This window comes from Nonomuraea sp. NPDC050404, assembly GCF_040655495.1.
Classification (GTDB): Bacteria; Actinomycetota; Actinomycetes; order Streptosporangiales; family Streptosporangiaceae; genus Nonomuraea.
In genome coordinates this window covers 129,825-152,585 of sequence record NZ_JBFAKB010000003.1, presented here as the reverse complement: position 1 = coordinate 152,585, position 22,761 = coordinate 129,825, and the positions used below count along the sequence as shown (strand labels likewise).

Here is a 22,761-nt window from a genome sequence, read left to right as displayed (position 1 = left end):
CTAAACGTCGAGGAAGCGCACGTCGCGCGCGTTGCGGATGATGAAGTCGCGGCGCGCCTCCACGTCCTCGCCCATCAGTACGCTGAACAGGTCGTCCGCCTGCGCCGCGTCGTCGAGCGTGACCAGGCGCAGCAGGCGGGTGGCCGGGTTCATCGTGGTCTCCCAGAGCTGGCCGGCGTTCATCTCGCCCAGACCCTTGAAGCGCTGTACGTTGTCACGCGGCCGCGGGTCGGGCTTGCCGTTGGCGATGCCGTCGGCGATCACGGCGTCCCGCTCGGCGTCGGAGTAGGCGTAGGAGGCGTCCTCACCCTTGCGGTCCCACTTGATCTTGTAGAGCGGCGGGCACGACAGGTAGACGTGGCCGGCCTCGATCAGCGGTCTCATGAACCTGAACAGCAGCGTCAGCAGCAGCGTGTTGATGTGCTGGCCGTCGACGTCGGCGTCGGCCATGAGGATGACCTTGTGGTACCGCAGCCTGGTGATGTCGAACTCGTCGTGCACGCCGGTGCCCAGCGCGGTGATCAGCGCCTGGACCTCGTTGTTCTTCAGGACCTTGTCGATCCGCGCCTTCTCGACGTTGAGAATCTTGCCGCGGATGGGCAGGATCGCCTGGAAGCGCGAGTCGCGGCCGCCCTTGGCGGAGCCGCCGGCCGAGTCGCCCTCGACGATGAACAGCTCACACTTCTCCGGGTCGTTCCACTGGCAGTCGGCCAGCTTGCCCGGCAGCCCGCTGCCCGACTCCAGCAGCGACTTACGCCTGGTCAGGTCGCGCGCCTGACGCGCGGCCAGGCGGGCGCGGGAAGCCTGCAGGGACTTGTTGATGATGTCCTTGGCCTCGCCCGGGTTGCGCTCGAACCAGTCGCGCAGGTGGTCGTTGCAGGCCTTCTGCACGAACGACTTCGCCTCGGTGTTGCCCAGTTTGGTCTTCGTCTGGCCCTCGAACTGCGGGTCGGAGAGCTTGACCGAGATGATCGCGGTCAGCCCCTCGCGAACGTCCTCACCGGAGAGGTTGTCGTCCTTGCCCTCCTTGAGGAACTTCTGCTCGCGGGCGTAACGGTTGACGATCGTCGTCAGCGCCGCGCGGAAGCCCTCCTCGTGGGTGCCGCCCTCGGCGGTGTTGATCGTGTTGGCGAAGGTGTAGACCGACTCCGAGTAGGAGTTGTTCCACTGCATCGAGATCTCGACCGCGATGCCGTCGCCCTCTTCCTCGAAGGCGATGATCGACGCGTGCGCCGGCTCCTTCTTGGAGTTGAGGTGCTTGACGAAGTCGGCCAGGCCGCCCTCGTAGTGGTACTCGTCCTGGCGGACCTCACCGTTGATGTGATCGGGACGCTCGTCGGTGAGCGTGATCTTCAGGCCCTTGTTGAGGAAGGCCATCTCCTGGAAGCGCCGCGAGAGCGTCTCGTAGTTCCAGGTGGTGGTCTCGAAGACCTCGGGGTCGGGCCAGAACGCGACCGTGGTGCCGGTCTCGTCGGTCTCCTCACCCTGGGCCAGCGGCGCGAGGGGCTTGGAGTTGACGTAGTCCTGGCGCCAGTAGTAGCCGTTCTGCTTGACCTCGATCTCCATCGCGGTCGACAGCGCGTTGACGACGGCCGAGCCGACGCCGTGCAGGCCGCCGGAGACCGCGTACGACTGGCTGTCGAACTTGCCGCCCGCGTGCAGCGTGGTCAGCACGACCTCGACGGCCGAGCGCTTCTCCACCGGGTGAATGCCGGTGGGGATGCCGCGGCCGTTGTCGACCACCCGCACGCCGTTGTCGGCGAGCAGCGTGACGTCGATCCTGTCGGCGAAACCGGCCAGCGCCTCGTCCACCGCGTTGTCCACGATCTCGGTGACAAGGTGGTGCAGACCGCGCTCGCCGGTCGACCCGATATACATACCCGGGCGCTTGCGAACCGCCTCAAGCCCCTCGAGTACGGTGATTGAGCTAGCGTCGTAGGACAACTGCGAAATCCTCCTGCCGCGGACACGCGGCGGGGGAGGCGATCAACTAGCGAAGCTGCCCCTGCCGTGCCCGTCACCGTCGTGAGTGCCCCGATGCGCGGTCACCCAGGGGAGTCGGCTTGCTGCCGGGGTGACACGCAAGCGGACGTGTCCGGAATCCTTTTTCATTCTACCGCCTCCGGAGGGTCAAGGGGGCAATGAACGCGCCTGTGATGCCCTCTAGCTCGTTTTGCCCCCCGGCAAGCACTCCCCCTCCGGAAAGGGGGCTTATCGCGTCTGTGGCTGTCTGATCGCCCTCGACGCCCAACGGCGACGGTGAGTGCCCACTCAGGTCGGCAAACGGCCGCGACTACCCGTAGGTGTCGCCGGGGCCCCGACTTCCGGTCACCCGCAATCCCCCCGATGAACGCGGTGCGTTCTGCGGCCCCCTGACCTTGACCTTCGTCACGGTGCCGTCGCCCAGCTCCTCATTCAGCCTGCGTACGAGGGTGCGCGCGAGCAGCCGGACCTGCGTCGCCCACGCCGTCGAATCGGCCACGACCAGCACCTCGCCATCGTCGAACGACTCGGGTTTGGTGTGCGCCGCCAGGTCAGGGCCCACGATCTCGATCCAGCGCCCGAACACCGCGCCGACCGCCGCCGACCGCTCCCAGCCGCGATCGGCCAGCAGGTCGGCGATCGCGCGTCCGAAAAGTTGCGGATCCCCGCCCTCCCTGCCCGGCCCCCTGGCCTTGCGCCTGGGCGCGCGCCGGGGGAGCTGACCGCGCTTGGCGGCGTCGGCCTTGGCCTGGGCGAGCTTCTCCCTGGCCATCGCCACACCCCTGGCCGTGGTGTTCTCACCTTTCGGTGCCGCGGGCGGGTCCTCAGCGGACACGGGTCACACTCCCCTCGGCGACGTCGAACCTGCCCCCCACCAACTCCTGGGGCACGTCATCGGGCACGGCGGCGGTGATCAGCACCTGCTCGGCCGGAGCGACGATCTCGGCCAGCCGCCGCCTGCGCTGGCTGTCGAGCTCGGCGAAGACGTCGTCGAGGATCAGTACGGGGTCCCCGCCGTCGGCCCGCAGCAGGTCGTAGGCCGCCAGCCGCAGCGCCAGCGCGAACGACCACGACTCGCCGTGGCTGGCATACCCCCGCGCGGGCAGGTCGCCGAGCCCCAGCACCAGGTCGTCGCGGTGCGGTCCGACGAGCGTGACGCCCCGCTCCAGCTCCGAGGATCGGACCTCCAATAGCCGCTCCCGCAGACGTTCTTCAAGGGTTTTCCCCAAGTCTGTGGATAACGTCTGTGTATCGAAAGATCCCCTCTCACCGGGGACTTCGCCCTCCTGTCCACCCTCAGCGTTATCCCCACCTGTGGACAACGTGCTGCGGTAGGCGAGCGTCGCCGCGCCGCTCGACGGGGCGAGCGCGGCATAGGCCCCCGAGACCAGCGGGCGCAGCGCGTCGATCAGCTCCAGCCGCCCGCTCAGCAGCTCCGCACCGTGCCTGGCGAGGTGGGCGTCCCAGACCTCCAGGGTGCTCAGCACGTCGCCGGCGCCCGCCGCGGCGAAGCCGCTGTCGCGCTCCTGCCGTCTGGCGCTCCTGCCGCCCCTGCGGGCCTGCGCCGCCGTACGCAGCAGCGCGCCGCGTTGTTTCAGCGCCCGGTCGTAGTCGGCGCGCACCCCGGCGAACCGGGGGGTCCTGGCCACCAGCAGGTCGTCGAGGAAGCGGCGGCGCTCGGCCGGATCGCCCTTGGACAGCGCCAGGTCCTCGGGGGCGAACAACACCGTGCGCAGCAGGCCGATGGCGTCGCGGGCCCTGGACACGGGGGAGCGGTTGAGCCTGGCGCGGTTGGCCCGCCCCGGGTTGATCTCCAGCTCGACCAGCGCCCGCCGGTCGTCCCTCTGGACGGCGCAGCGCACGATCGCCCGGGCCGCCCCCTGCCGTACGAGCGGCGCGTCGCTCGCCACCCGGTGGCTGGAGTGCGTCGCGACGTAGCCGAGGGCCTCGACCAGGTTGGTCTTGCCCTGGCCGTTGGGCCCCACGAACGCCGTGACGCCCGGCTCCAGGCCGAGCTCCACGGAGGCGTAGGACCGGAAGTCGGTCAGCGAGAGGTGGGCGACATGCACCCCACGAAGATTAGTGGGCCTCGCCGGTCACCGTGGCAACCGGCATGCGCTTCTGTGGAAAAACTGGCCCCCTGTGGAAAACTAGCGGTCGTTCTCGCGCGGCAGCGACACGTCCGCGCCCGGCGAGTCTGCGCCCTTGCCAACGCTGCCCTCCGCCGAGGTGGTGGCGTGGCCGCCGAACTGGTTGCGCAGCGCCGCGACCACCTTCATCGCGGGGGAGTCGTCCTGGCGGGAGGCGAACCTGGCGTAGAGCGCGGCGGTGATGACCGGCAGCGGCACCGCGTGGTCCACGGCCGCCTGCACCGTCCACCGGCCCTCGCCGGAGTCCTGTGCATAACCGCGCAGCTGGTCGAGGTGCTCGTCGTCGTCGAGTGCCCGCACCATCAGGTCGAGCAGCCAGGAGCGGATCACGGTGCCGGTACGCCAGCTGCTGAAGGAGCCCTTGACGTCCTTGACGACGTCGGAGGCCTCGAGCAGCTCCCAGCCCTCCGCGAAGGCCTGCATCATGCCGTACTCGATGCCGTTGTGGACCATCTTCGCGAAGTGCCCGGCGCCGACGTCGCCCGCGTGCACGAAGCCGTCCTCGCCCTCGGGCTTGAGCGTCTCGAAGATCGGCATGAGCCTGTCCACATGCGGCTGCTCGCCGCCGCACATGAGCGCGTAGCCGTTCTGCAAGCCCCACACGCCGCCGCTCACGCCGCAGTCGACGAAGCCGATGCCCTTCGTGGCCAGTTCGGCGGCGTGCTTCTGGTCGTCCACATAGTGGGAGTTTCCGCCGTCGACGAGGACGTCGCCCTCGTCGAGCAGCTCACCGAGCTCGTCGATGGTGGTCTGGGTGGCCTTGCCCGCGGGGACCATGACCCAGATCGCACGCGGCGCCCGCAGGCGTTCGACGAGCTCCTTGAGGCTGGCCGCGTCGCTGAGCGCGGGGTCACGGTCATAGCCGAGGACCTCATGGCCGCCGCGGCGCAGCCGCTCGGCCATGTTGCCGCCCATCTTGCCCAGTCCGACCATGCCGATCTGCACGTTGTCCACCCCTCAGTCAGACTTCCATCATCTCCGATGACAGGTTCAGCCTGACAGTCGGATGGGCATGATCAGGTACCGGTAGTCGGTGTGGATGTTCTCCTCCACAGGCTTGCCCCCGGTGAGGATAGCGGGCTTCGTCGATGTGGTCATCTGCAACCTGGCCACATCGGAGTCGATCGCCCCGAGGCCCTCGAGAAGGAACTGGTGGTTGAAGGCGATGTTCATCTCCTCGCCCTCGTAGTCCACCGGGAGCGCCTCGACGGCCTGCGCCTCGTCGCCGCTGCCGGCCTCCAGCACGACCTCGCCGCTCTTGAACGCCAGCCGTACCGGCGTGTTGCGCTCGGCGACCAGGGCCACGCGCTTGACTGCTTCGACGAACGTGCCTGTGGACAGATCCGCGCGGGCCGAGAACTCGGTGGGCAGCAGTGAGCGGTACTTCGGGAACTCGGGGTCGAGCAGGCGGGTCGTCGTACGCCGCCCGGCGCTGGAGAAGCCGATCATGCCCTCGCCGGTGCCCCCGGCCGAGCTGAGCGCGACCTCGACCTCGGCGCCGGTGGTGCCGAGTGCCTTGGCCGTGTCGGCGAGCGTCTTGCCCGGGATCATCGCGATGGCGGAGAAGTCGGGCTGTCCCGGCTGCCACTTCAGCTCGCGCACGGCCAGCCGGTAGCGGTCGGTGGCGGCGAGGGTCACCGTGTCGCCCTCGATCTCCATCCGTACGCCCGTGAGCATCGGCAGCGTGTCGTCGCGCCCGGCGGCGACGGCGACCTGGCCGACGGCCGAGGCGAACACGTCGCTGCCCACCCGGCCCGCGGCCGGCGGCATGGCCGGGAGCATCGGGTAGTCCTCCACAGGCATGGTCAGCAGGGTGAACCGGGCGCTGCCGCACGTGACGACCGCCTTGGCGCCGTCCACCACGAAGTCCACAGGCTGTGCGGGAAGCGCGCGCGTGATCTCGGCGAGCAGCTTGCCCGAGACCAGCACGACGCCCGGCTCGCCCGTGTGCAGTTCGAGCGTCACCTCGGCGGAGACCTCGTAGTCGAAACCGGAGAGCTTGAGCCGCTGCTCCTCGGTGACCTCAAGCCGCATGCCGGCGAGTACGGGCACCGAGGGACGCGCAGGGAGGCTGCGTGCAGTCCATGCCACCGCCTCAGCGAGGACGTCTCGCTCGATTCGGAACATCACCGGGATCAGCCTCCTGGGTTCGTCGCTGCTTTGTCGTTGCTTCGGGACCTCAAGGATCCACCCTCGCGGACTCGCGCTCAGGCAGAACCCCTCTATGGGTCTTTGAGTTTCTAGTTAGAGATAAGTGAAGTCATCACACTAGGGGCTGTGGAAACTGTGGACAACCAGAGTCTTGGCTGGTCAGCGCCGCTATTTTCATCCACTTGTCCTGTGTACGAAGCCTGGGGAGAACTCGCGCGCCTGGGGATGACGAAACTTCACCCACAAGCCGTCCCCAGATCATGGTGCCTTCATCCACGGCTGGAGCGGGGTTATCCACGAGGTTTCCACAGGTTATCCACCGGGTAGAAAGGCCCCTTCTGGAGCCCCAGATCGGTTGTTCACAGTCTGTCCACACGTTATCCACTGGTAGTCCCGAGGTTCTCCCCAGGATGTCCCCAGCTCTGTCCCCAACCGATGTGGACGGATTTTTCCCAGCATTGTCGGGCGAACTGCTGGTGAATTTTTGCGTTTCCGCTGGTCCACAGTGTTTTCCACAGGCTGTGCACAAACTCAGGCTCCGCGCTGTGTCTGTTTGATCCGGATTGTTAGCTCGTTGACCTGGTTGTACATCGACTTGCGCTCCGCGATCAGCGACCGGATCTTGCGCTCGGCGTGCATGACGGTGGTGTGGTCACGGCCGCCGAACTGCTGGCCGATCTTCGGCAGCGACAGCTCGGTCAGCTCGCGCGCCAGATACATGGCGATCTGCCGGGCGTTGACGAGCGCCCTGCTGCGTGAGGTTCCGCACAGGTCGTCGATGCTGATGCCGAAGTACTGGGCGGTCTCGCTCATGATGGCCGCGATGGTGATCTCGGTGTCGGACTCCGAGGTGATCAGGTCCTTCAGCACCACCTCGGCGAGCTGCAGGTCCACACCCTGTCTGTTGAGACTGGCGAACGCGGTGACCCTGATCAGCGCGCCCTCCAGCTCACGGATGTTGGTGGAGATGCGGCTGGCGATGTATTCGAGCACCTCGGGTGGCGCGGCCAGGCCCTCCTGGATGGCCTTCTTCCTGAGGATGGCGATCCGGGTCTCCAGCTCGGGCGGCTGGACGTCGGTGATCAGGCCCCACTCGAACCGGTTGCGCAGCCGGTCCTCCAGCGTGATGAGCTGCTTGGGCGCCCGGTCGCTGGAGATGACGATCTGCTTGTTGGCGTTGTGGAGGGTGTTGAAGGTGTGGAAGAACTCCTCCTGCGTCTGCTCCTTGCCCTCCAGGAACTGGATGTCGTCCACGAGCAGGATGTCGATCGCCCGGTAGCGGCCGCGGAACCCGTCGGCCTTGTGGTCGCGGATGCTGTTGATGAAGTCGTTGGTGAACTCCTCGGAGCTCACGTATCTGACCCGCGCGCCGTCGTACAGGCTCTGGGCGTAATGCCCGATCGCGTGCAGCAGGTGTGTCTTCCCCAGCCCCGAGTCCCCATAGATGAAGAGCGGGTTGTACGCCTTCGCCGGCGATTCGGCGACCGCCACGGCCGCCGCGTGGGCGAAGCGATTGCTGGCACCGATGACGAATGTCTCGAATGTGTACTTCTGGTTGAGCCTGGCCGGTTCGCTGGGCTTGTTGCTCTTTGCCTCCCACCGGTTCGCCGCCGGCTCCGGCGTCTTTTCCACCGGTGCCGTGTACGGCTGCGCCTGTTCAAAAGAGAAGCCCGGCTGTGGATATTCGGTGGATATCTGGGGCTGCTCCGGCTGTGGAGAATAGAACTGTGGAGGCTCCGAAGCCTGGTTGTGCTGCGGTTGCGTGGGCTGTGCATAACGCAGCTGACTCTCCACACCCTGGGGATAACTGGGAGTCACAGGCTGTTGATGAGGCTCAACGGCCGACTGCTCGGGGGCCGTTGTGTCGATCATCACGGCCACCCGCATGGTCCTGCCGAGCTCCTGGGAGAGCGCGTGCGTCACGAGCGGGCGCAACTTGTTGCTCTCGATGAGGTCCTTGAGGAAGTCGTTGGGGACGCCGAGCACGATCGTGTCGCCGGCCAGTGCGATCGGGCGCACCATCGAAAGCCACGTACGCTGCTGAATCGGGACGTTTTCGTTGAGGAAGTTACCCAGGGCCCTCGTCCATACCGTGCCGAGGTCGACACCGTTCATGATGCGGTTCCCCCTCCTTCCCCTCGCGGCCCCCCGCGATCGTTTGTCCACATGCCGAGGCCGTTCACGATGCTCAGCGGCCCCTTCGTCCACAGGTGGAGGCCGGGCGTCCCGCCCGCGCCCTCCACAGGAGATTCACAGGATGTCCACAGGGTCTGAGCGGGCTCGAAAGGCCCGACAGTATCTTTGTGCACAGCTGTGTTCAAGACGTTGTCCACAGCCTAGTGGCACCAGAGTGCACACTTGTGGACGCGGGGCGGGCGGTGGAAAAGTGGCCTGTGGATTAGTGGATAACCGGTCCGGTTTGACCTGGGTGCCCTCTGGCCCGTAACGTACGACGGTCGGCTTGTCACGCGACGGCTATTTCGCGTGCCCTCGCTTCCCTGGCAGGCCATCCTGTGTGTTCGGCGCCATCGCGGCGCATCATCAGCTTGGAGCCCACCCGTGAGCAAGCGTACTTTCCAGCCGAACAACCGTCGCCGCGCGAAGACCCACGGCTTCCGGCTGCGGATGCGCACCCGGGCCGGTCGCGCGATCCTCGCCGCTCGCCGCAGCAAGGGTCGCGAGAAGCTGTCGGCCTGACCGTCCTGTGCGATTGCAGCCCGCCGGTGCTCGTCACCGGCGGGCGTTAGACGTATACGGTGCTGTCCCGTGAATCCCGCATGCGACGCGGGGAGGAGTTCGAGGCGGCGGTCAGGCGCGGCAAGCGCGCCGGTCGCCCGACCCTAGTGGTGCATTTCACCATTTCGGGGGAAGAGCCACCTCTGGTGGGTTTCGTGGTGAGCAAGGCTGTTGGTGATGCCGTGACCCGAAACAAGGTCAAACGACGGCTCCGACACCTGATGCGGGACCGTCTCGATCGGCTGCCGCGAGGTAGCCTGCTTGTGGTACGCGCCAATCCACCGGCTGCGTCCGCGCGATTCGAGCATCTGGCCGCCGAACTCGATCTCGCGCTGGATCGTTTGCTAAGGCGGCGAGAGTCCTCGACGGGTGGACAAAGATGACGGAGCAACCGCAAGGGGTGGTGCCGGGCCTTGCCGCCCGTGTGCTCATCGTCCCCATTCGGTTCTATCGGGCGTTCATCAGCCCGCTGCTCGGTCCGCGTTGCCGGTTCTATCCGTCGTGCAGTGCATACGGGCTCGAAGCGATTGCCGTACATGGGGCATTGCGCGGCATCTGGCTGACTGTCCGGCGCATCGGGCGGTGCCACCCATTCCATCCCGGAGGTATAGACCCGGTGCCCCCACGCCCGGTCCGGTCCCACGAAACGCAAGGGAGATAGCTCGGTGGAGCTGTCCTGGCTGAGCTGGCTGTATCAAGCCGTAGCCCAAGTCATCATTTGGATCCACACTGCATACAGCACGGTCCTCGACCCGGACAGCGGCCTGACATGGGCGTTGACGATCATCACGCTGACCGTGTTCATGCGGGTTTTGATCTTCCCTCTCTTCCTCAAGCAGATGCGCTCGTCGAAGAAGATGCAGGAGCTCGCCCCCAAGGTTCAAGAGCTGCGCAAGCGTTATAAGAACGACAAGCAGCGCATGAACCAGGAAGTCATGCAGCTCTATCAGGGGGCGGGCGCCAACCCGCTCGGCGGTTGCCTCCCTGTGCTGGCCCAGTTCCCGATCTTCATCTCCATGTTCACTGTGCTGCAGAACATGGCCAACGGTCACGCCAAGTACGGCATGACCAAGGAGCTGGTCGACAGCGCCCGGTCCGCGCACATCTTCGGTGCGCCGCTGCCCGCCAACTTCTTCATGTCCTCCGAGGACATCGCCGGTTTCGACGCCGGTGTCGTACAGACCAAGATCGTGCTTGCGATCTTCGTCGCGGTCAGCTCGCTGACCACGTTCCTCACCGTCCGGCAGAGCGTCACCCGCTCCATCCAGCAGATGCCGGACAACCCCATGGCGCAGCAGCAGAAGATCCTCATGTACATCTCTCCGCTGTTCGCCTTCTTCAGCCTGAACTTCCCGCTCGGTCTGATCATGTACTGGGTCACCACGAACGTGTGGACGCTCGGCCAGCAGCACTGGTTCTACAGCCGGCACCCGATGCCGCAGTTCGATGACAAGGGCAAGCCGATCCCGGTCCAGCCCAAGCCCGGGCTGATCGCCAAACTGCGCAAGACCACTCCTGAAGAAGAGGCCCCTCCGCCCCCTCCGGAGCCTAAGATCATTAGGCAGCAGCCGAGCAGGCAGTCTCGCAGCAAGCGCACCGGCAGCAAGAAGTCTTGAACACGAAGGAGAGGCCGGCCATGACCGAGGCCGAGCAGGAGAAGGCTCCTGATATCAGCGCGTTGGAGCAGGAAGGCGAGATCGCTGCCGACTACGTCGAGGGCCTTCTCGATATCGCCGACATCGACGGCGACATCGACATGGACGTCGAGGGTGATCGCGCCATGGTCTCCGTCGTCGGGCTCAAGAGCACGGAGCTGGTGGGGCCCGCGGGTGAGGTCCTGGAGGCGCTGCAGGAGCTGACCCGTCTGGCCGTGCATCGGCAGACGGGAGAGCGCTCGAGGCTGATGCTCGACGTCGCGGGATACCGCGAGCGCCGCCGGGCCGAGCTGACCAAGCTGGGCACCGAGATCGCCAACCAGGTCAAGGACGTCGGCGAGCCGAAGTCGCTGCAGCCGATGACCCCGTTCGAGCGCAAGATCGTTCATGACGCGGTCGCGGCCGCCGGGCTCCGTAGCGAGTCCGAGGGGGAGGAGCCGCAGCGGTACGTGGTGGTCCTGCCCGCCTGAGGCCCTTCGCACGCCATCCGGATCGGCCGTCTGCCCGCCCTCGCGCGTGGTAGGCGGCCTTTCGCATTTACTGCCTTATATCCCTGTAAGAGGCGTTTTTTCGGTGTTAACGCTATCGCGCGGTGAGTGGCCGACGGCGTGCTCACAGGCCACATTCACCCCGGCCCGCTAGTCTTCCCTTGTGATCTCACCCTTAGCCTTGGGTAGAGACCGGACTCGAATCCTGTCGCCGGCGTACGGACGACAGATCCCGTGCTGACCTACCGATCAAGGGCCATCAGGCCCGGAGAAAGGGCCACCGACCAGTGAGCGATGAGCTTCCGGAGCCGCCGGACATAGCGCGGGACGTCTTCTCCGGGGAGGCTTGGGATCGTGCCAACGCCTTCGCCGAGTTGCTCGCGGGCCCCGGCGTCGTCCGAGGGCTGCTGGGCCCGCGGGAGGTGCCCAGGATCTGGGATCGCCACCTGCTCAACTGCGCGGTCGTGGCCGAGGCGGTGCCGGCCGAGGTGCGGCTGGTGGACATCGGCTCGGGGGCCGGGCTGCCGGGTCTGGTGCTGGCGATCGTGCGGCAGGACATCTCGGTTACGCTGCTTGAGCCGTTGCTGCGCCGTACCGTGTTCCTGGAGGAGTGTGTCGAGGCGCTCAAGCTGGACAACGTCAAGGTGCTGCGCGGCCGGGCGGAAGAGCTGGCGGGCAAGCATGAGTTCGACGTCGCCAGCGCCCGCGCGGTGGCGCCGCTCGACCGCCTCCTGAAATGGGCCATGCCTCTGCTGCGCGAGGGCGGCGAGCTGATAGCCATGAAGGGGGAGCGGGCGGCCGGTGAGCTCGCGGAGGCCGAGTCCCAATTGCGGGCCAGCGGAGCCCGAACGGCCGAGCTTGTGACCGTCGGGCACGGTAAGGTCGAGCCGCCTGCAACATTGGTTCGGGTGGTAGCGGGTCGCGCGCCGGAGCAAGCTAGGCGGCGACGAAGGAGGTGACGGTTGTGCCAGTCGCGTCAAGCGGGCTTGGCTGGCCGGACAGCCGTCCGTCCCAGAGTCCAACCGGGGTGGGCTGGCCCGAAAAGGGCGTGTCGCAACAGCAAATCCCCGGCACCGGCACACCATCGGTTGAAAGGATGGCAATCGTGACCCAGACCCCCCTGAACCCCGGTGAATCACCGTTGGTACGAGAGGCGCTCAGCTCAGTGGTTTCACGTGAAACATCTGCAACCCCGACGGCCACTCAGACCGGTGAGCCCTCCGGCGACGGCAACGGCACCTGGCCGCGCCCGGCCAAGACCCGAGTGATCGCGGTGGCCAACCAGAAGGGCGGCGTAGGCAAGACGACCACCTCGGTCAACATCGCCGCCGCCCTGTCCATGCACGGCCAGCGTGTCCTCGTGGTGGACCTCGACCCGCAGGGCAACGCCTCCACCGCCTTGGCCACGGAGCATCGCGGGGATGTCCCGGACGTGTACCAGGTCCTCGTGGACGATCTCCCCATGGCGGACATCGTCAAGCAGGTGCCGGACATGCCGAACCTCTATTGCGCTCCCGCCACCATCGACTTGGCGGGCGCGGAGATCGAGCTGGTCTCGTTGGTGGCTCGGGAGGCCCGGCTGCGGCGCGCGCTGGCGGCTTATGAGGGGATGGAGCTCGACTACATCGTGATCGACTGCCCGCCGTCCCTCGGGCTGCTGACGGTGAACGCGTTGGTGGCGGCGGAGGAGGTCATGATTCCGATCCAGTGTGAGTACTACGCGCTGGAAGGTCTCGGGCAGCTCCTCAGGAACGTCGACTTGATCAAGGCCCATCTGAACCCGACGCTGCGGCTCTCGACGATCGTGCTGACTATGTACGACGGGCGTACGCGGCTGGCTTCACAGGTGGCGGACGAAGTGCGGGCCCATTTTGGCGACACGGTGCTGAACACGGTGATCCCGCGCAGCGTGCGGTTGTCGGAGGCGCCGAGCTACGGGCAGTCGGTGATGACGTACGATCCCGGGTCCAGCGGGGCGATGGCCTACATGGACGCCGCCCGCGAAATAGCCCACCGCGCAACCGTCTCCTAACCCGACTCCGCACCGCCTCATCCCATCCTCTGTAACCACCGACCGCCACTGCCGCACCCACCGCTACCGCCGCGCCCACCGGCTAGTGCCTCGCCCACCGCGACTGCCGCAACTGCAGCGGCCACCGCTACCGCTACCGGCACGGCCACCGCCGCGGGCTACCGCTGCCGTCGCGACCGCTGCAGCAACTGCGACGGCAGCGGTAAGCACCATGGCCGGCCGCAGCGCTACGGCGCGACAACCACGACAGCTGCATCAACTCCCGCACCCAAACCAAGCCCGCCATCAACCAGAGCCGGCCGCCAGCGCTACGGCTGCGACCACCGCGACAGCAGCATGAACCGCCACACCTAAACCAAGCCCGCCATCAACGAGGCCCACGGCCAACTGTGGCTACACCCAACCGAGCTTGTGTCCGACTGTGCACGCAACACCGTCGGAGCCGTTGTTTGGCCACAGCCCACCAGCGTCCAGGGCGACGTGACCTGCCCGCCCTGCCTGCGCCCGCCCATTCCGCGCTGGCGGGGCGTCCGCTCCGCCCAGCATCCGCTCCGCCCGCTCAGCGCGCGTCCGCTCAGCGCGCGTCCGCTCGCTCCCACCGACGTGCCCGCTCTACGGCGTGCCTCGCTCTGCCTGTGCTCCCGCCCTACTTGCGCGTCGCGTTCGCTCAGCGTGGCTGCTCTGTGAGGCGGCACCTTTTGTGCCGCTTCGGTGCGGTCGGCATACGCGAGTACTCAAGGCCGCTGCCCAACCCGTCGACTTCCGCGTGGTCGCCCAGTTCGTCTGCAGGGCTCGAGGATTCGGTGAGCCTGGCCCACATGTGCGTTTGGCCTGTGCGGCTCGCTCGCTGCGTCTCGCGCCCGCTCGGTTGACACTCAGAGGCCCGGAAGCAGAGCATCAGCCGCCTCCGGCCTCAGGCTCGGCACCTGGGAGGCGTATCCCAATCTTCAGTTGCACGCACCGCACCGCACCACGCTTGCCGCTCGACGACCACGCCATGCTTGTCGCTCGACCACTACGCCACGCCTATCGCTGGACCGGCCAGCTGCGTGAGCATGCCCCTGCTTCCGATCACCGTCTCATGAGCTCGTGAGGACGAGCTCATGAGGACACGGGAAACGCTCCACAGCGGAGCCCAACCGCATCGTCGCCCTGCCTCCACGGACGGGGGCTCGCTGCTTGGGGGAGGGAAGGGTGTACAGCGGTGGAGGGAATGGGGCCGGGGGTTGTCCGGCGACTGGTGCAGTGGACCCTCGACACCGAGGAGGAGACGACGGCGCTGATTGCCGGCATCGCCACGTAATCAGGTTGTGAGGAAGCGTCCGTGAGACCCCGCCTGCGCGAGTCACGTCCTTGAGGGGATTGTGTGGGGAGAAGCGGTGGGGTTTGGTGGGAAGGGATGTTGTGATGTTCCCTTGGTGGGACGACAGGGGTGTATCTCGGAGTTCAGTCACGAGTTGGGCAGATTTGTGCCCGTGTCGGTGTAAATCCAACGGGGCGGTGTGTGGCGAGCGGGCACCCAGCAGGGTTGGCGACGGTAACCTCTCCTGGAGTGACCGGAATCGACCGGGTGGATGAGGAGACGCAGTGAGTCAGCAGCGGCGGGGATTGGGCAAGGGGCTCGGGGCACTCATCCCGACCGGTCCCATCGTTGACGGTACGGGGGCGGCGCCGACCTCGTCGAATGGGTCAACGACGGAGACGGGCCCCAAGCCGATCGCCGGGGCGTACTTCAAGGAGGTCGCTCTTTCCGCGATCGTCCCCAACCCGCGTCAGCCACGTGACATCTTCGACGAGGAGCGCCTCGACGAATTGGCGGCGTCCATCCGGGAGGTCGGCCTGCTGCAGCCGATCGTGGTCCGGTCGGTCGGCGGTGGCCAGTACGAGCTGATCATGGGGGAGCGGCGCTGGCGGGCATGTAAGCGGGCCGGCCTGGACCCGGTTCCCGCGATAGTCCGCAACACGCAGGACACCGATCTCCTGCGGGACGCTCTGATTGAGAACCTTCAGCGCGAGCAGCTGAACGCGCTTGAAGAGGCGGCGGCGTACCAGCAACTCCTCGACGACTTCCAGGCGACGCACGAGCAGCTCGCCCAGAAGGTCGGCCGGTCTCGCTCCCACATCACCAATACCTTGCGTCTGCTCGGTTGCCCTCCCGAAATCCAGCGTACGGTGGCGGCTGGCGTGATCAGTGCCGGCCATGCGCGGGCCCTCCTCGGGCTCGACAGTGTCGAGGAGCAGATAAAGCTCGCCAAGCGCATCGTGGCCGAGCTCCTGTCAGTTCGGGCAGTGGAGGAGATCGTCGCCTCGGGGAGCGCCAACGGCGCCACGAAGCCGCCTCGAGAGCGCAGAGCGGCCAAGCCGAGCGCCCCCGGCCTCACCCATCTCGCAGACCGCCTCTCGGATCACTTCGAGACGAAGGTCAAGGTTGACCTTGGACGCCGGAAGGGACGCATCGTGGTGGAGTTCGCCACGATCGACGACCTTGAGCGCATCATCGGAACCATGGCACCGGAAGCCGTACGTGCAATGCGAGAAGCAGAAGACTGACCACCTACCGACCTACCCACCGTTTGAAGCAGAGGACTGCCCGTTTACCGGCCTGCCCACTGTTTCACGTGAAACATCTCCCGCCGTACCACTGTCCCCCGCCACCCATCCAACGCGCCGCACACCCACCCCCACCCCACCGCCGTGCGACACACCACCGACCTGCCGCACGGCTTTGTGGCGCTCAGCTAACCTGCCGCGCGGCCATAGGGGACGGCTAACCTCACTGCACCGCTGTGCGCCGTCACAGCGATCCGTCCTGCCGCTACTCGCGACACCGCCACCCCCAGCATCACGACCAACCCCTCCCTCGCCGCCACTGCCCCGGCCCCGGCCACTGCCCCCGGCCCGGCCCGGCACTGGCCCGGCATCGGCGCGCTAGCCATCGGCCATCGATCGGTGAAACGGCACACGATCTCGCTCGGGCCGCGTCCGGAGGTTTAGAGACCGCCACTTGAGCCTCAGCTGGCGGGTGCGGACCGGCATGGCGGGGTGACTGAACGGAAAGTTCCGGAGGATGAGGAACCAGCCCCTTGACCACCGACGCACGGGCACCGACTGTCTGCCGCCGAGTGCCACGTACTGGACGCCAACCGCCAGCTGCGGAACACCGGGCAGCGGGGGTGGGGCGTGGGATGCCCGGTGTCGGGCGCTGCGTGGGATGCCCGGTATCGGGGCTGAGTGGCGAGCGGCGTTAGCCGAGCGGCGAGCTGCTTGACGCCCGGCACAGCAGACACCGAGCGCGGGCACCAGCACCGCCGCCGCGCGCTTGGCACCGAGCAGCGTGCGCCGAGTGGAGAACGCCGAGTGGAGAACGCCAAGTGGTGGGTCGGGTGGCGAACCGCGAAGCGCCGGCGATCGACTGCCGGGCTCCGGGCTCCAGGCATCGGGCATCGGGGCTCCGGGCATCTGGTGTCGGGTGGCGAGTGGCGAGGGCCAATGCACGGCGGTTGTGTGCCGGGCGGGCGCAGAGTGGCGGAGTGGCGAGCGGTGTTCGGCTGGGTGGGTGCCCCGTCTCGAATGCTTGAGTGTCGATCCCTGCGCGTCGGCCACTGGATGCTTCTCCTGCGCGTGGCTGCCGAGTTCTAGGCGTTGAGCGGGACCACCACCGAGTGACTGCCGCTGAGGTGTCGGGGCCGCGTGGCGAGCGGTGGGGAGTCGGACGTCGGAACTGGGCAGCGGGCGCCGAGCGCCGGGCGCTCAGCGGGGATGGCGGCGTTCGGCTCGCGCCTCGCTGCCGTCGCGCCACTCGACCGTCGGGTCGTCGGGGTGATGCTTGGCGCTTGGGTTTTGGCGCTTGAATGCTGGGTGTCGAGCGCTGACTGCTAAGTCGCGCACTCCTACCGCTGTGGGGGCACTTGTTTCACGTAAAACAGGCAGCGTTGGAGGAAGCGGGCTCGTTGGGATGTGTTTCACGTGAAACATGGGAGTTGGGCGCTGTGGGGGAGGAGGATGCCCTATCCGATGCGGTTGCGCCTGGGTGTCGAGGAACTGGCTGTGGCGGCGTCGGTGTGGTGTCGAGAGTCTGGAGTGGTGCTGTGGGGTCTGGGAGTGGGGGTGGCTTGGATGGGGGTGCTCGCCTCCTTGGTTTGGGTGAAGTGGTGGTGGAGGGCGGGGGTGCGGGTGGGGGTGTTTCACGTGAAACAAGGGGAGCGGGCTCGTTGGGGCGGGATTGGTGGTGGGTGATGGTTAGTGGGCGGTGGCCTTGGCTAGGTCGTTGAGGAAGTCGTCTACGTGTTCTGGGGTCGTGTCGAAGGCGGTCATTAGGCGGACGGTGCCGGTGGTCTCGTTCCAGTAGTGGAAGAGGTAGCGCTGTTGGAGGATCGCGACGGTGGTGGGTGGGAGGGTGGCGAAGATGGCGTTGCTTTGGACGGGGTGGGCGAGTGACACGTGCGGGATGTTCTTGAGGCCGTCGGCCAGGCGGGTGGCCATCTGGTTTGCGTGGGAGGCGTTCTGGCGCCATAGGTCGTTCGTCAGGAGGGCAGAGAGTTGTGCTGAGATGAAGCGCATCTTCGAGGCGAGTTGGAGGGACTGGCGGCGCAGGAATGGTACGGCGTGTGCCAGTGATTGATCGAGGACTACTACGGCTTCCGCGGCGAGGGCGCCGTTCTTGGTGCCGCCGAAGCTGAACACGTCCACTCCGGCATCTGCTGTGATGGCCTTCAGGTCGCAGTCGAGGTACGCGGCGGCGTTGGCGAGTCGGGCGCCGTCCATGTGTAGGCGTAGTCCCGACTCGTGTGCTGTCTTGGCCAAGGCGGCGATCTCGGTGGGGGAGTAGGTGGTGCCGAGTTCTGTTGTCTGGGAGATGGAGACTACCGAGGGCTGGGATTCGTGAGTGTTGCCGATTCCGCCCAGGCGTGACTTGATGTCGGCGGGGCGGAGTTTGCCGTCCTCGGTTGGTACCGTCATGAGTTTCACGCCGAGCAGGCGTTCTGCTGCTCCTGCTTCGTGCGTGGCGATGTGGGCGCTGTCGGCACAGATGATGGCGTCGTAACGGCCGAGCATGAGGGCGAGGCCGACCATGTTCGCGCCTGCCCCGTTGAGTACCGCGAAGCCCTCAGCGTCCGGGCCGAATGCCGCCTTGATCTTTTCCTCGAATGTCGATGTCCAGGTGTCGCCGCCGTAGGCGGGTGCGTCTCCGTGGTTCGCCGCTGCCATGGCTTCGAGGATGGTCGGGTGCACGCCGGCGTGGTTGTCGCTGGCGAAGCTCTTGGGGTACATCGAATCGATCAGCACACCGGTAAGGCTACTTATAACGATGTGGCGGCCTCTCTGTGACCGCACCGGGTTGCCCGCACCGAGCTGTCCTGTCCGTGACCGCACCGTGGCGCCCCTTCTGTGACGGCACAGCACAGCTCAGCACGGTGCAGCACCTTGGGGTACCGCGGGCGTATGCGACGTCCGATCGTGCAAGGTCCGGTGAGGAACGCTCGGTGGTGGAGGGGTGTGGCGGTGAGGCTTGGCGCGCGGAAGCGGTCGACCCGTGGCGGGTGGAGGTCGCGGTAGTCAGCGTTGGTCGCCGTAGTGCATGTGGCAGGTGATGAGGTGGTCGTGGTGCTGGTGCTGGTGCTGGTGCTGGTGGCGGTGCTGGTGGCGGTGGCGTTGGTGTAGGGGCGCGCTCGTGAAGGAGGGCACCTTCGGGGTTTGGCTGGCGGCGGTGTGCGCCGTGGGTTCGGCTGGCGGCGTTACGTGAAGAGCGTTGGATGACGGGTGCAGATGCTGCGGTGGTGGTGTAGAAGTGCGCAGAAGCTGTGAGGTAGTGCCGTCGTGTCGATGATGTTGCCGTGTTGCCGGTGCTGGCGGTGCACGTGGTGATCGGACTCATGAGGTGGTGCCGGCAACGTCGGCGATGCTGGTGCGGGGGTGCGGGGGTGCGGGGGTGCGGGGGTGCGGGGGTGCGGGGGTGCGGGGGTGCGGGGGTGCGGGGGAGCGGGGGAGCGTTGGCTGGTAAGTCGCACATGGTTAGCCGCTGCGGGTGGCAGGGTCGGAGAAAGCATGGGGAGACGCCGGTGAGTGGGATCATCAGCCCCGTCCGGCGGCCCTGAGGTCCTGAGGCTGGCGTCACCGCGGAAGCGGGCGCGTGTGGTGGGCGACCCGTTCGGGTGGAGCGTTTGGGTGGAGCGTTACGGGCGGGCGTTTGGGTGGAGTGTTTGGGGGGCGGGGCGCCGTGAGTGAGTGAAATTAGGAGGGGGTGGGGGAGTGAGTGGGTGGGGTTAGGGGGTGTGGGAGGAGCGGGTGGCGGCGTTTTGGAGGAGGGTGCGGCAGAGGTCGCCGAGGTCTTGGCCGGCTGCCTCTGCGGCCATCGGCAGGAGTGACGTTTCCGTCATGCCGGGCGCCACATTGACCTCAAGGAAGTGCGGTGTTCCGTCGGCGTCGACGATCAGGTCCGTACGCGAGATGTCCCGCAACCCCAAAGCCGTATGGGCAGTAACGGCGGTCTCCGCGCAGGCCGCGGCCGCCTGGGCGGAGAGGCGGGCGGGGGCGAAGAACTCGGTGTGGCCGGCGGTGTAGCGGGCCGCGTAGTCGTAGACGCCTTCGTCAGGGACGATTTCCACGGCGGGCAGGGCGATGGGGCCGTCGCCGAGGTCCACTACGGAGACGGCCACCTCCACGCCGTCCACGTACTGCTCGATCAGCGCGGTGTCGCCGTAGGCGAAGCAGCCGACCATCGCGGCGGGCAGTTCTTCGGCGGTGGGGACGAAGGAGGCGCCCAGGGCCGAGCCGCCGCGGGCCGGCTTGACGAACAGGGGGAGGCCGAGGCGTTCGACGATGCGGCCGAGCACCACCGTGGCGCCGAGGTCGTGGAAGGTCTCCTTCGGCAGGGTGACCGACTTGGGGGTACGCAGTCCGACGGAGCGTACGACGGCCTTGGCGGTGGGCTTGTCGAAGGCCACGCGGCAGGCGTCCGGGTCGGCGCCGACGTAGGGGACGTTGAGGAGCTCCAGCACGGAACGGATCGCGCCGTCCTCGCCCGCGCCGCCGTGCAGGGTGACGAACACGGCGTCCGGGGAATCCGCCAGGATCGAGGGGACGAGGGAGGCGTCCGTGTCGCGGGTCTCCACGTCGATGCCCGTCGCGCGCAGCACCTCGCTGACCCTGCGACCCGAGCGCAGAGACACCTCTCGCTCATAGGAGAGGCCCCCGGCCAGCACGATCACATGGCCCAGATCGCTCATCACTTCTCCTCCGCTGACGGCACGCTGTCCAACCGTACCGGCGTCGTGGGTGAATGGTGTACGGGAGGTGCGTTCTGCGGCGATCCCATCCCATCTCGGCCATCCGGCAGGGGGTTTCTTGACATGAGAAGCATGAGGAGCATGAGAAAGGGCCGGTGTCACGCGGAAGCGTGAACGCCGGCCCTTTGAACGGTCAGGCGAGGTCAGGGGCCGGGGTGACGACGCCCTGGTGGTCGCGGGCGGAGGCCGTGCCGAAGGTGTCCCTGATCTGGATCTCCTGCTCGATCACGCCGGCCAGCCGGCGCACCCCTTCCCTGATGCGGTCGGGCTCGGGATAGCAGTACGACAGCCGCATGTGCCGGGCGCCACTGCCGTCGGAGAAGAACCCGGTCCCCGGTACGAACGCCACCCGCTCGGCCACGGCCCGCGGCAGGATCGCCTTCGAGTCGAGCCCCTCCGGCAAGGTCGCCCAGACGAAGAAGCCGCCCGCGGGTCGGGTCCAGGTGACCTCGGGCGGCATCAGCGATCCGAGCGCGTCCAGCAACGCGTCGCGGCGCTCGCGGTAGAGCTCCCTGAACGTCTTGATCTGCTCCTGCCACGGCTGCGTGGTCAGGTACTGGCCCACGGCGAGTTGCGTGAACGTGGAGTGGGACAACACGGCCGACTCCATGGCCAGCACCAGCTTCTCGCGGATGGCGTGCGGTGCCAGCGCCCAGCCGACGCGGAAGCCCGGGGCGAGCGTCTTGGAGAAGGAGCCCAGGTAGACCACGCCGTCCGGGTTGTCGGCCCGCAGCGCGCGCATGGGCTCCCCGTCGAAGCCGAGCAGCCCGTACGGGTTGTCCTCGATGATCAGGATCCCGGCTCGCTGGCAGATGTCGAGGACCTGCTGCCGGCGGGCGATGTTCAGCGTGACGCCGCCGGGGTTGTGGAAGGTCGGGATCGTGTAGAGGAACTTGATGGGCGCGCCCGCGGTCTCCAGGGCATAGATGGTCTGAGCCAGCGATTCGGGCACGATGCCCTGATCGTCCATGGCAATGTGAACCACTTTGGCCTGGTACGCGGCGAACGTTCCGAGGGCTCCCACGTACGAGGGCCCCTCGGCCAGGACCACGTCACCCGGGTCGATGAAGATCCGGGTGATCAGGTCGAGGGCCTGCTGCGATCCCACGGTGACGACGACGTCGTTCGCCCCGGCGTTGATCCCCTCCAGCCGCATGACCTCGCAGATCTGCTCACGCAGATGCGGGTCACCCTGGCCGGAACCGTACTGCAGCGCGACGGGGCCGCGCCGGGTGACAAGGTCGGAGACCAGCTCGCCGACCATGTCGAGGGGGAGGGCCGTGACGTACGGCATGCCGCCCGCGAGCGAGACCACCTCGGGCCTCGACGCGACGGCGAAAAGAGCTCGGATCTCGGAGGCGACCATCCCGGTAGCTCGTGCGGCATACCGATCGACGTAGGCATCGATGCGCGACCCTTGGGTCGCGGGCGTCTGACCGTGATCCTGCTCTTCCGTCACGGTCCACCTCCTAGGTGTCAGATGGGACTGAAATACCAGATTACGCCAGACGGACATGTCGCCCGTCGCCGGGCTCGACCGTCGTGGTGTCGGCTGGCGACATCTTCACTGGGCTACGATGCCACCTGTAGACGCGGTTTTCGCGCGCTTTTCGTGGTCAACGATAGGGGCCGTAGTTGTCGCGCCGGCTGGTCAACATAACCCTGGACAATGTGGAAGATCTACCACGCCGCTGCCGCCGGTGTGTGTTCTGGGAGCTCGACCCCGTCAATGGGGAGCGTGCGGGGGAGGCGGGCGACCCCGGGCTGGAGAAGGAGGCCTGGATCTCCGGCACTCTGCTCGAATGGGGGAGTTGCGGGAAGATCGCCTATGTGGACGGGGTTCCCGCGGGGTTCGTGATCTACAGTCCGCCACTCTACAGCCCGCGTTCCGTGGCCTTTCCCACCTCGCCGGTGAGCGCCGATGCGGTGCTGCTGATGACGGCGCACATCATTCCCGAGTTCTCGGGTGGCGGGCTGGGGCGGATGTTGATCCAGGGCGTGGCCAAGGACCTCACGCGGCGTGGGGTGAAAGCCATTGAAGCTTTCGGGGATCTCAAGTGGGAAGAGCCTAGTTGCGTAGTTCCGGCCGAATACTTGCTTTCTGTGGGGTTCAAGACGGTTCGTCCGCATTTGAGATTCCCTCGGTTGCGGTTGGAGCTGAAGAGCGCCGTGTCGTGGCGTGAGGACGTCGAGGTGGCCTTGGAGCGGCTCCTCGGCTCCATGAGCCCGGAACGCGCCCTACGTCCCGTCTGACGGTCCTTCAGGCCCCTCGCATGGCCC

Annotated in this window: 18 protein-coding genes; 9 read left to right on the top strand and 9 right to left on the bottom strand. The window is 67.0% G+C overall.

Annotated elements, in window-relative coordinates; translation table 11 throughout:
• From gyrB to dnaA, 6 genes are all read right to left on the bottom strand, one after another.
• Positions 1–1,944, bottom strand: coding sequence for a DNA topoisomerase (ATP-hydrolyzing) subunit B (gyrB, locus tag AB0I81_RS09060; RefSeq protein WP_360652497.1), 1,944 nt, complete (start codon positions 1,942–1,944; stop codon positions 1–3).
• Between the two features lie 349 nt (positions 1,945–2,293).
• The gene (locus AB0I81_RS09055) at positions 2,294–2,818 is read right to left on the bottom strand and encodes a DciA family protein (RefSeq protein WP_360652494.1); all 525 of its coding nucleotides are present in this window, start codon (positions 2,816–2,818) and stop codon (positions 2,294–2,296) included.
• Complete coding sequence (gene recF, locus AB0I81_RS09050; RefSeq protein WP_360652491.1) at positions 2,808–4,052, bottom strand: DNA replication/repair protein RecF; 1,245 nt, start codon at positions 4,050–4,052, stop codon at positions 2,808–2,810. The genes AB0I81_RS09055 and recF overlap by 11 nt, the downstream gene beginning before the upstream one ends.
• An 81-nt stretch (positions 4,053–4,133) precedes the next feature.
• Entirely contained in the window at positions 4,134–5,078 is a 945-nt protein-coding gene (gene gnd, locus AB0I81_RS09045) for a phosphogluconate dehydrogenase (NAD(+)-dependent, decarboxylating) (RefSeq protein ID WP_360653903.1), read from the bottom strand.
• 45 nt (positions 5,079–5,123) lie between these two features.
• Entirely contained in the window at positions 5,124–6,263 is a 1,140-nt protein-coding gene (gene dnaN / locus AB0I81_RS09040) for a DNA polymerase III subunit beta (protein WP_360652488.1), read from the bottom strand.
• 552 nt (positions 6,264–6,815) lie between these two features.
• Positions 6,816–8,402 (bottom strand): chromosomal replication initiator protein DnaA, encoded by a 1,587-nt coding sequence (gene dnaA / locus AB0I81_RS09035; protein ID WP_360653900.1) that lies wholly within the window; start codon positions 8,400–8,402, stop codon positions 6,816–6,818.
• 441 nt (positions 8,403–8,843) lie between these two features.
• On the opposite strand from dnaA, the gene rpmH reads away from it, so the two are divergent.
• The 8 genes from rpmH (at position 8,844) to AB0I81_RS08995 (ending at position 15,745) form a co-directional block, all read left to right on the top strand.
• On the top strand, positions 8,844–8,981 hold the full coding sequence (rpmH, locus tag AB0I81_RS09030; RefSeq protein ID WP_360652485.1) for a 50S ribosomal protein L34: 138 nt from the start codon (positions 8,844–8,846) through the stop codon (positions 8,979–8,981).
• Between the two features lie 59 nt (positions 8,982–9,040).
• Positions 9,041–9,403 (top strand): ribonuclease P protein component, encoded by a 363-nt coding sequence (gene rnpA / locus AB0I81_RS09025; protein ID WP_360652482.1) that lies wholly within the window; start codon positions 9,041–9,043, stop codon positions 9,401–9,403.
• Complete coding sequence (gene yidD / locus AB0I81_RS09020; protein WP_360652479.1) at positions 9,400–9,681, top strand: membrane protein insertion efficiency factor YidD; 282 nt, start codon at positions 9,400–9,402, stop codon at positions 9,679–9,681. The genes rnpA and yidD overlap by 4 nt, the downstream gene beginning before the upstream one ends.
• Before the next feature lie 4 nt (positions 9,682–9,685).
• Positions 9,686–10,636 carry a membrane protein insertase YidC gene (yidC, locus tag AB0I81_RS09015; RefSeq protein ID WP_360652476.1) on the top strand — a complete coding sequence of 317 codons (951 nt, stop codon included), beginning with the start codon at positions 9,686–9,688 and terminating at the stop codon, positions 10,634–10,636.
• Positions 10,637–10,656: 20 nt separating this feature from the next.
• Entirely contained in the window at positions 10,657–11,145 is a 489-nt protein-coding gene (locus tag AB0I81_RS09010; RefSeq protein WP_360652473.1) for a R3H domain-containing nucleic acid-binding protein, read from the top strand.
• Between the two features lie 305 nt (positions 11,146–11,450).
• Positions 11,451–12,122, top strand: coding sequence for a 16S rRNA (guanine(527)-N(7))-methyltransferase RsmG (gene rsmG / locus AB0I81_RS09005; protein WP_360652470.1), 672 nt, complete (start codon positions 11,451–11,453; stop codon positions 12,120–12,122).
• Between the two features lie 68 nt (positions 12,123–12,190).
• Positions 12,191–13,195 carry a ParA family protein gene (locus AB0I81_RS09000; protein WP_360652469.1) on the top strand — a complete coding sequence of 335 codons (1,005 nt, stop codon included), beginning with the start codon at positions 12,191–12,193 and terminating at the stop codon, positions 13,193–13,195.
• Between the two features lie 1,587 nt (positions 13,196–14,782).
• Positions 14,783–15,745 (top strand): ParB/RepB/Spo0J family partition protein, encoded by a 963-nt coding sequence (locus tag AB0I81_RS08995; RefSeq protein WP_360652466.1) that lies wholly within the window; start codon positions 14,783–14,785, stop codon positions 15,743–15,745.
• A gap of 1,689 nt (positions 15,746–17,434) precedes the next feature.
• Here the strand turns inward: AB0I81_RS08995 and AB0I81_RS08990 are convergent.
• The 3 genes from AB0I81_RS08990 to AB0I81_RS08980 all read right to left on the bottom strand — a co-directional run bounded on the left by AB0I81_RS08990 (position 17,435) and on the right by AB0I81_RS08980 (position 21,847).
• Entirely contained in the window at positions 17,435–18,481 is a 1,047-nt protein-coding gene (locus AB0I81_RS08990) for a low specificity L-threonine aldolase (protein WP_360652463.1), read from the bottom strand.
• A 977-nt stretch (positions 18,482–19,458) separates the two neighbouring features.
• Positions 19,459–20,421 (bottom strand): D-alanine--D-alanine ligase, encoded by a 963-nt coding sequence (locus tag AB0I81_RS08985; RefSeq protein WP_360652460.1) that lies wholly within the window; start codon positions 20,419–20,421, stop codon positions 19,459–19,461.
• A gap of 193 nt (positions 20,422–20,614) precedes the next feature.
• Positions 20,615–21,847: a PLP-dependent aminotransferase family protein gene (locus tag AB0I81_RS08980; RefSeq protein WP_360653898.1), complete on the bottom strand. Its 1,233-nt coding sequence runs from the start codon at positions 21,845–21,847 to the stop codon at positions 20,615–20,617.
• A 269-nt stretch (positions 21,848–22,116) separates the two neighbouring features.
• On the opposite strand from AB0I81_RS08980, the gene AB0I81_RS08975 reads away from it, so the two are divergent.
• Positions 22,117–22,734, top strand: coding sequence for a GNAT family N-acetyltransferase (locus AB0I81_RS08975; protein WP_360652457.1), 618 nt, complete (start codon positions 22,117–22,119; stop codon positions 22,732–22,734).
• The last annotated feature ends 27 nt before the right edge of the window (positions 22,735–22,761 follow it).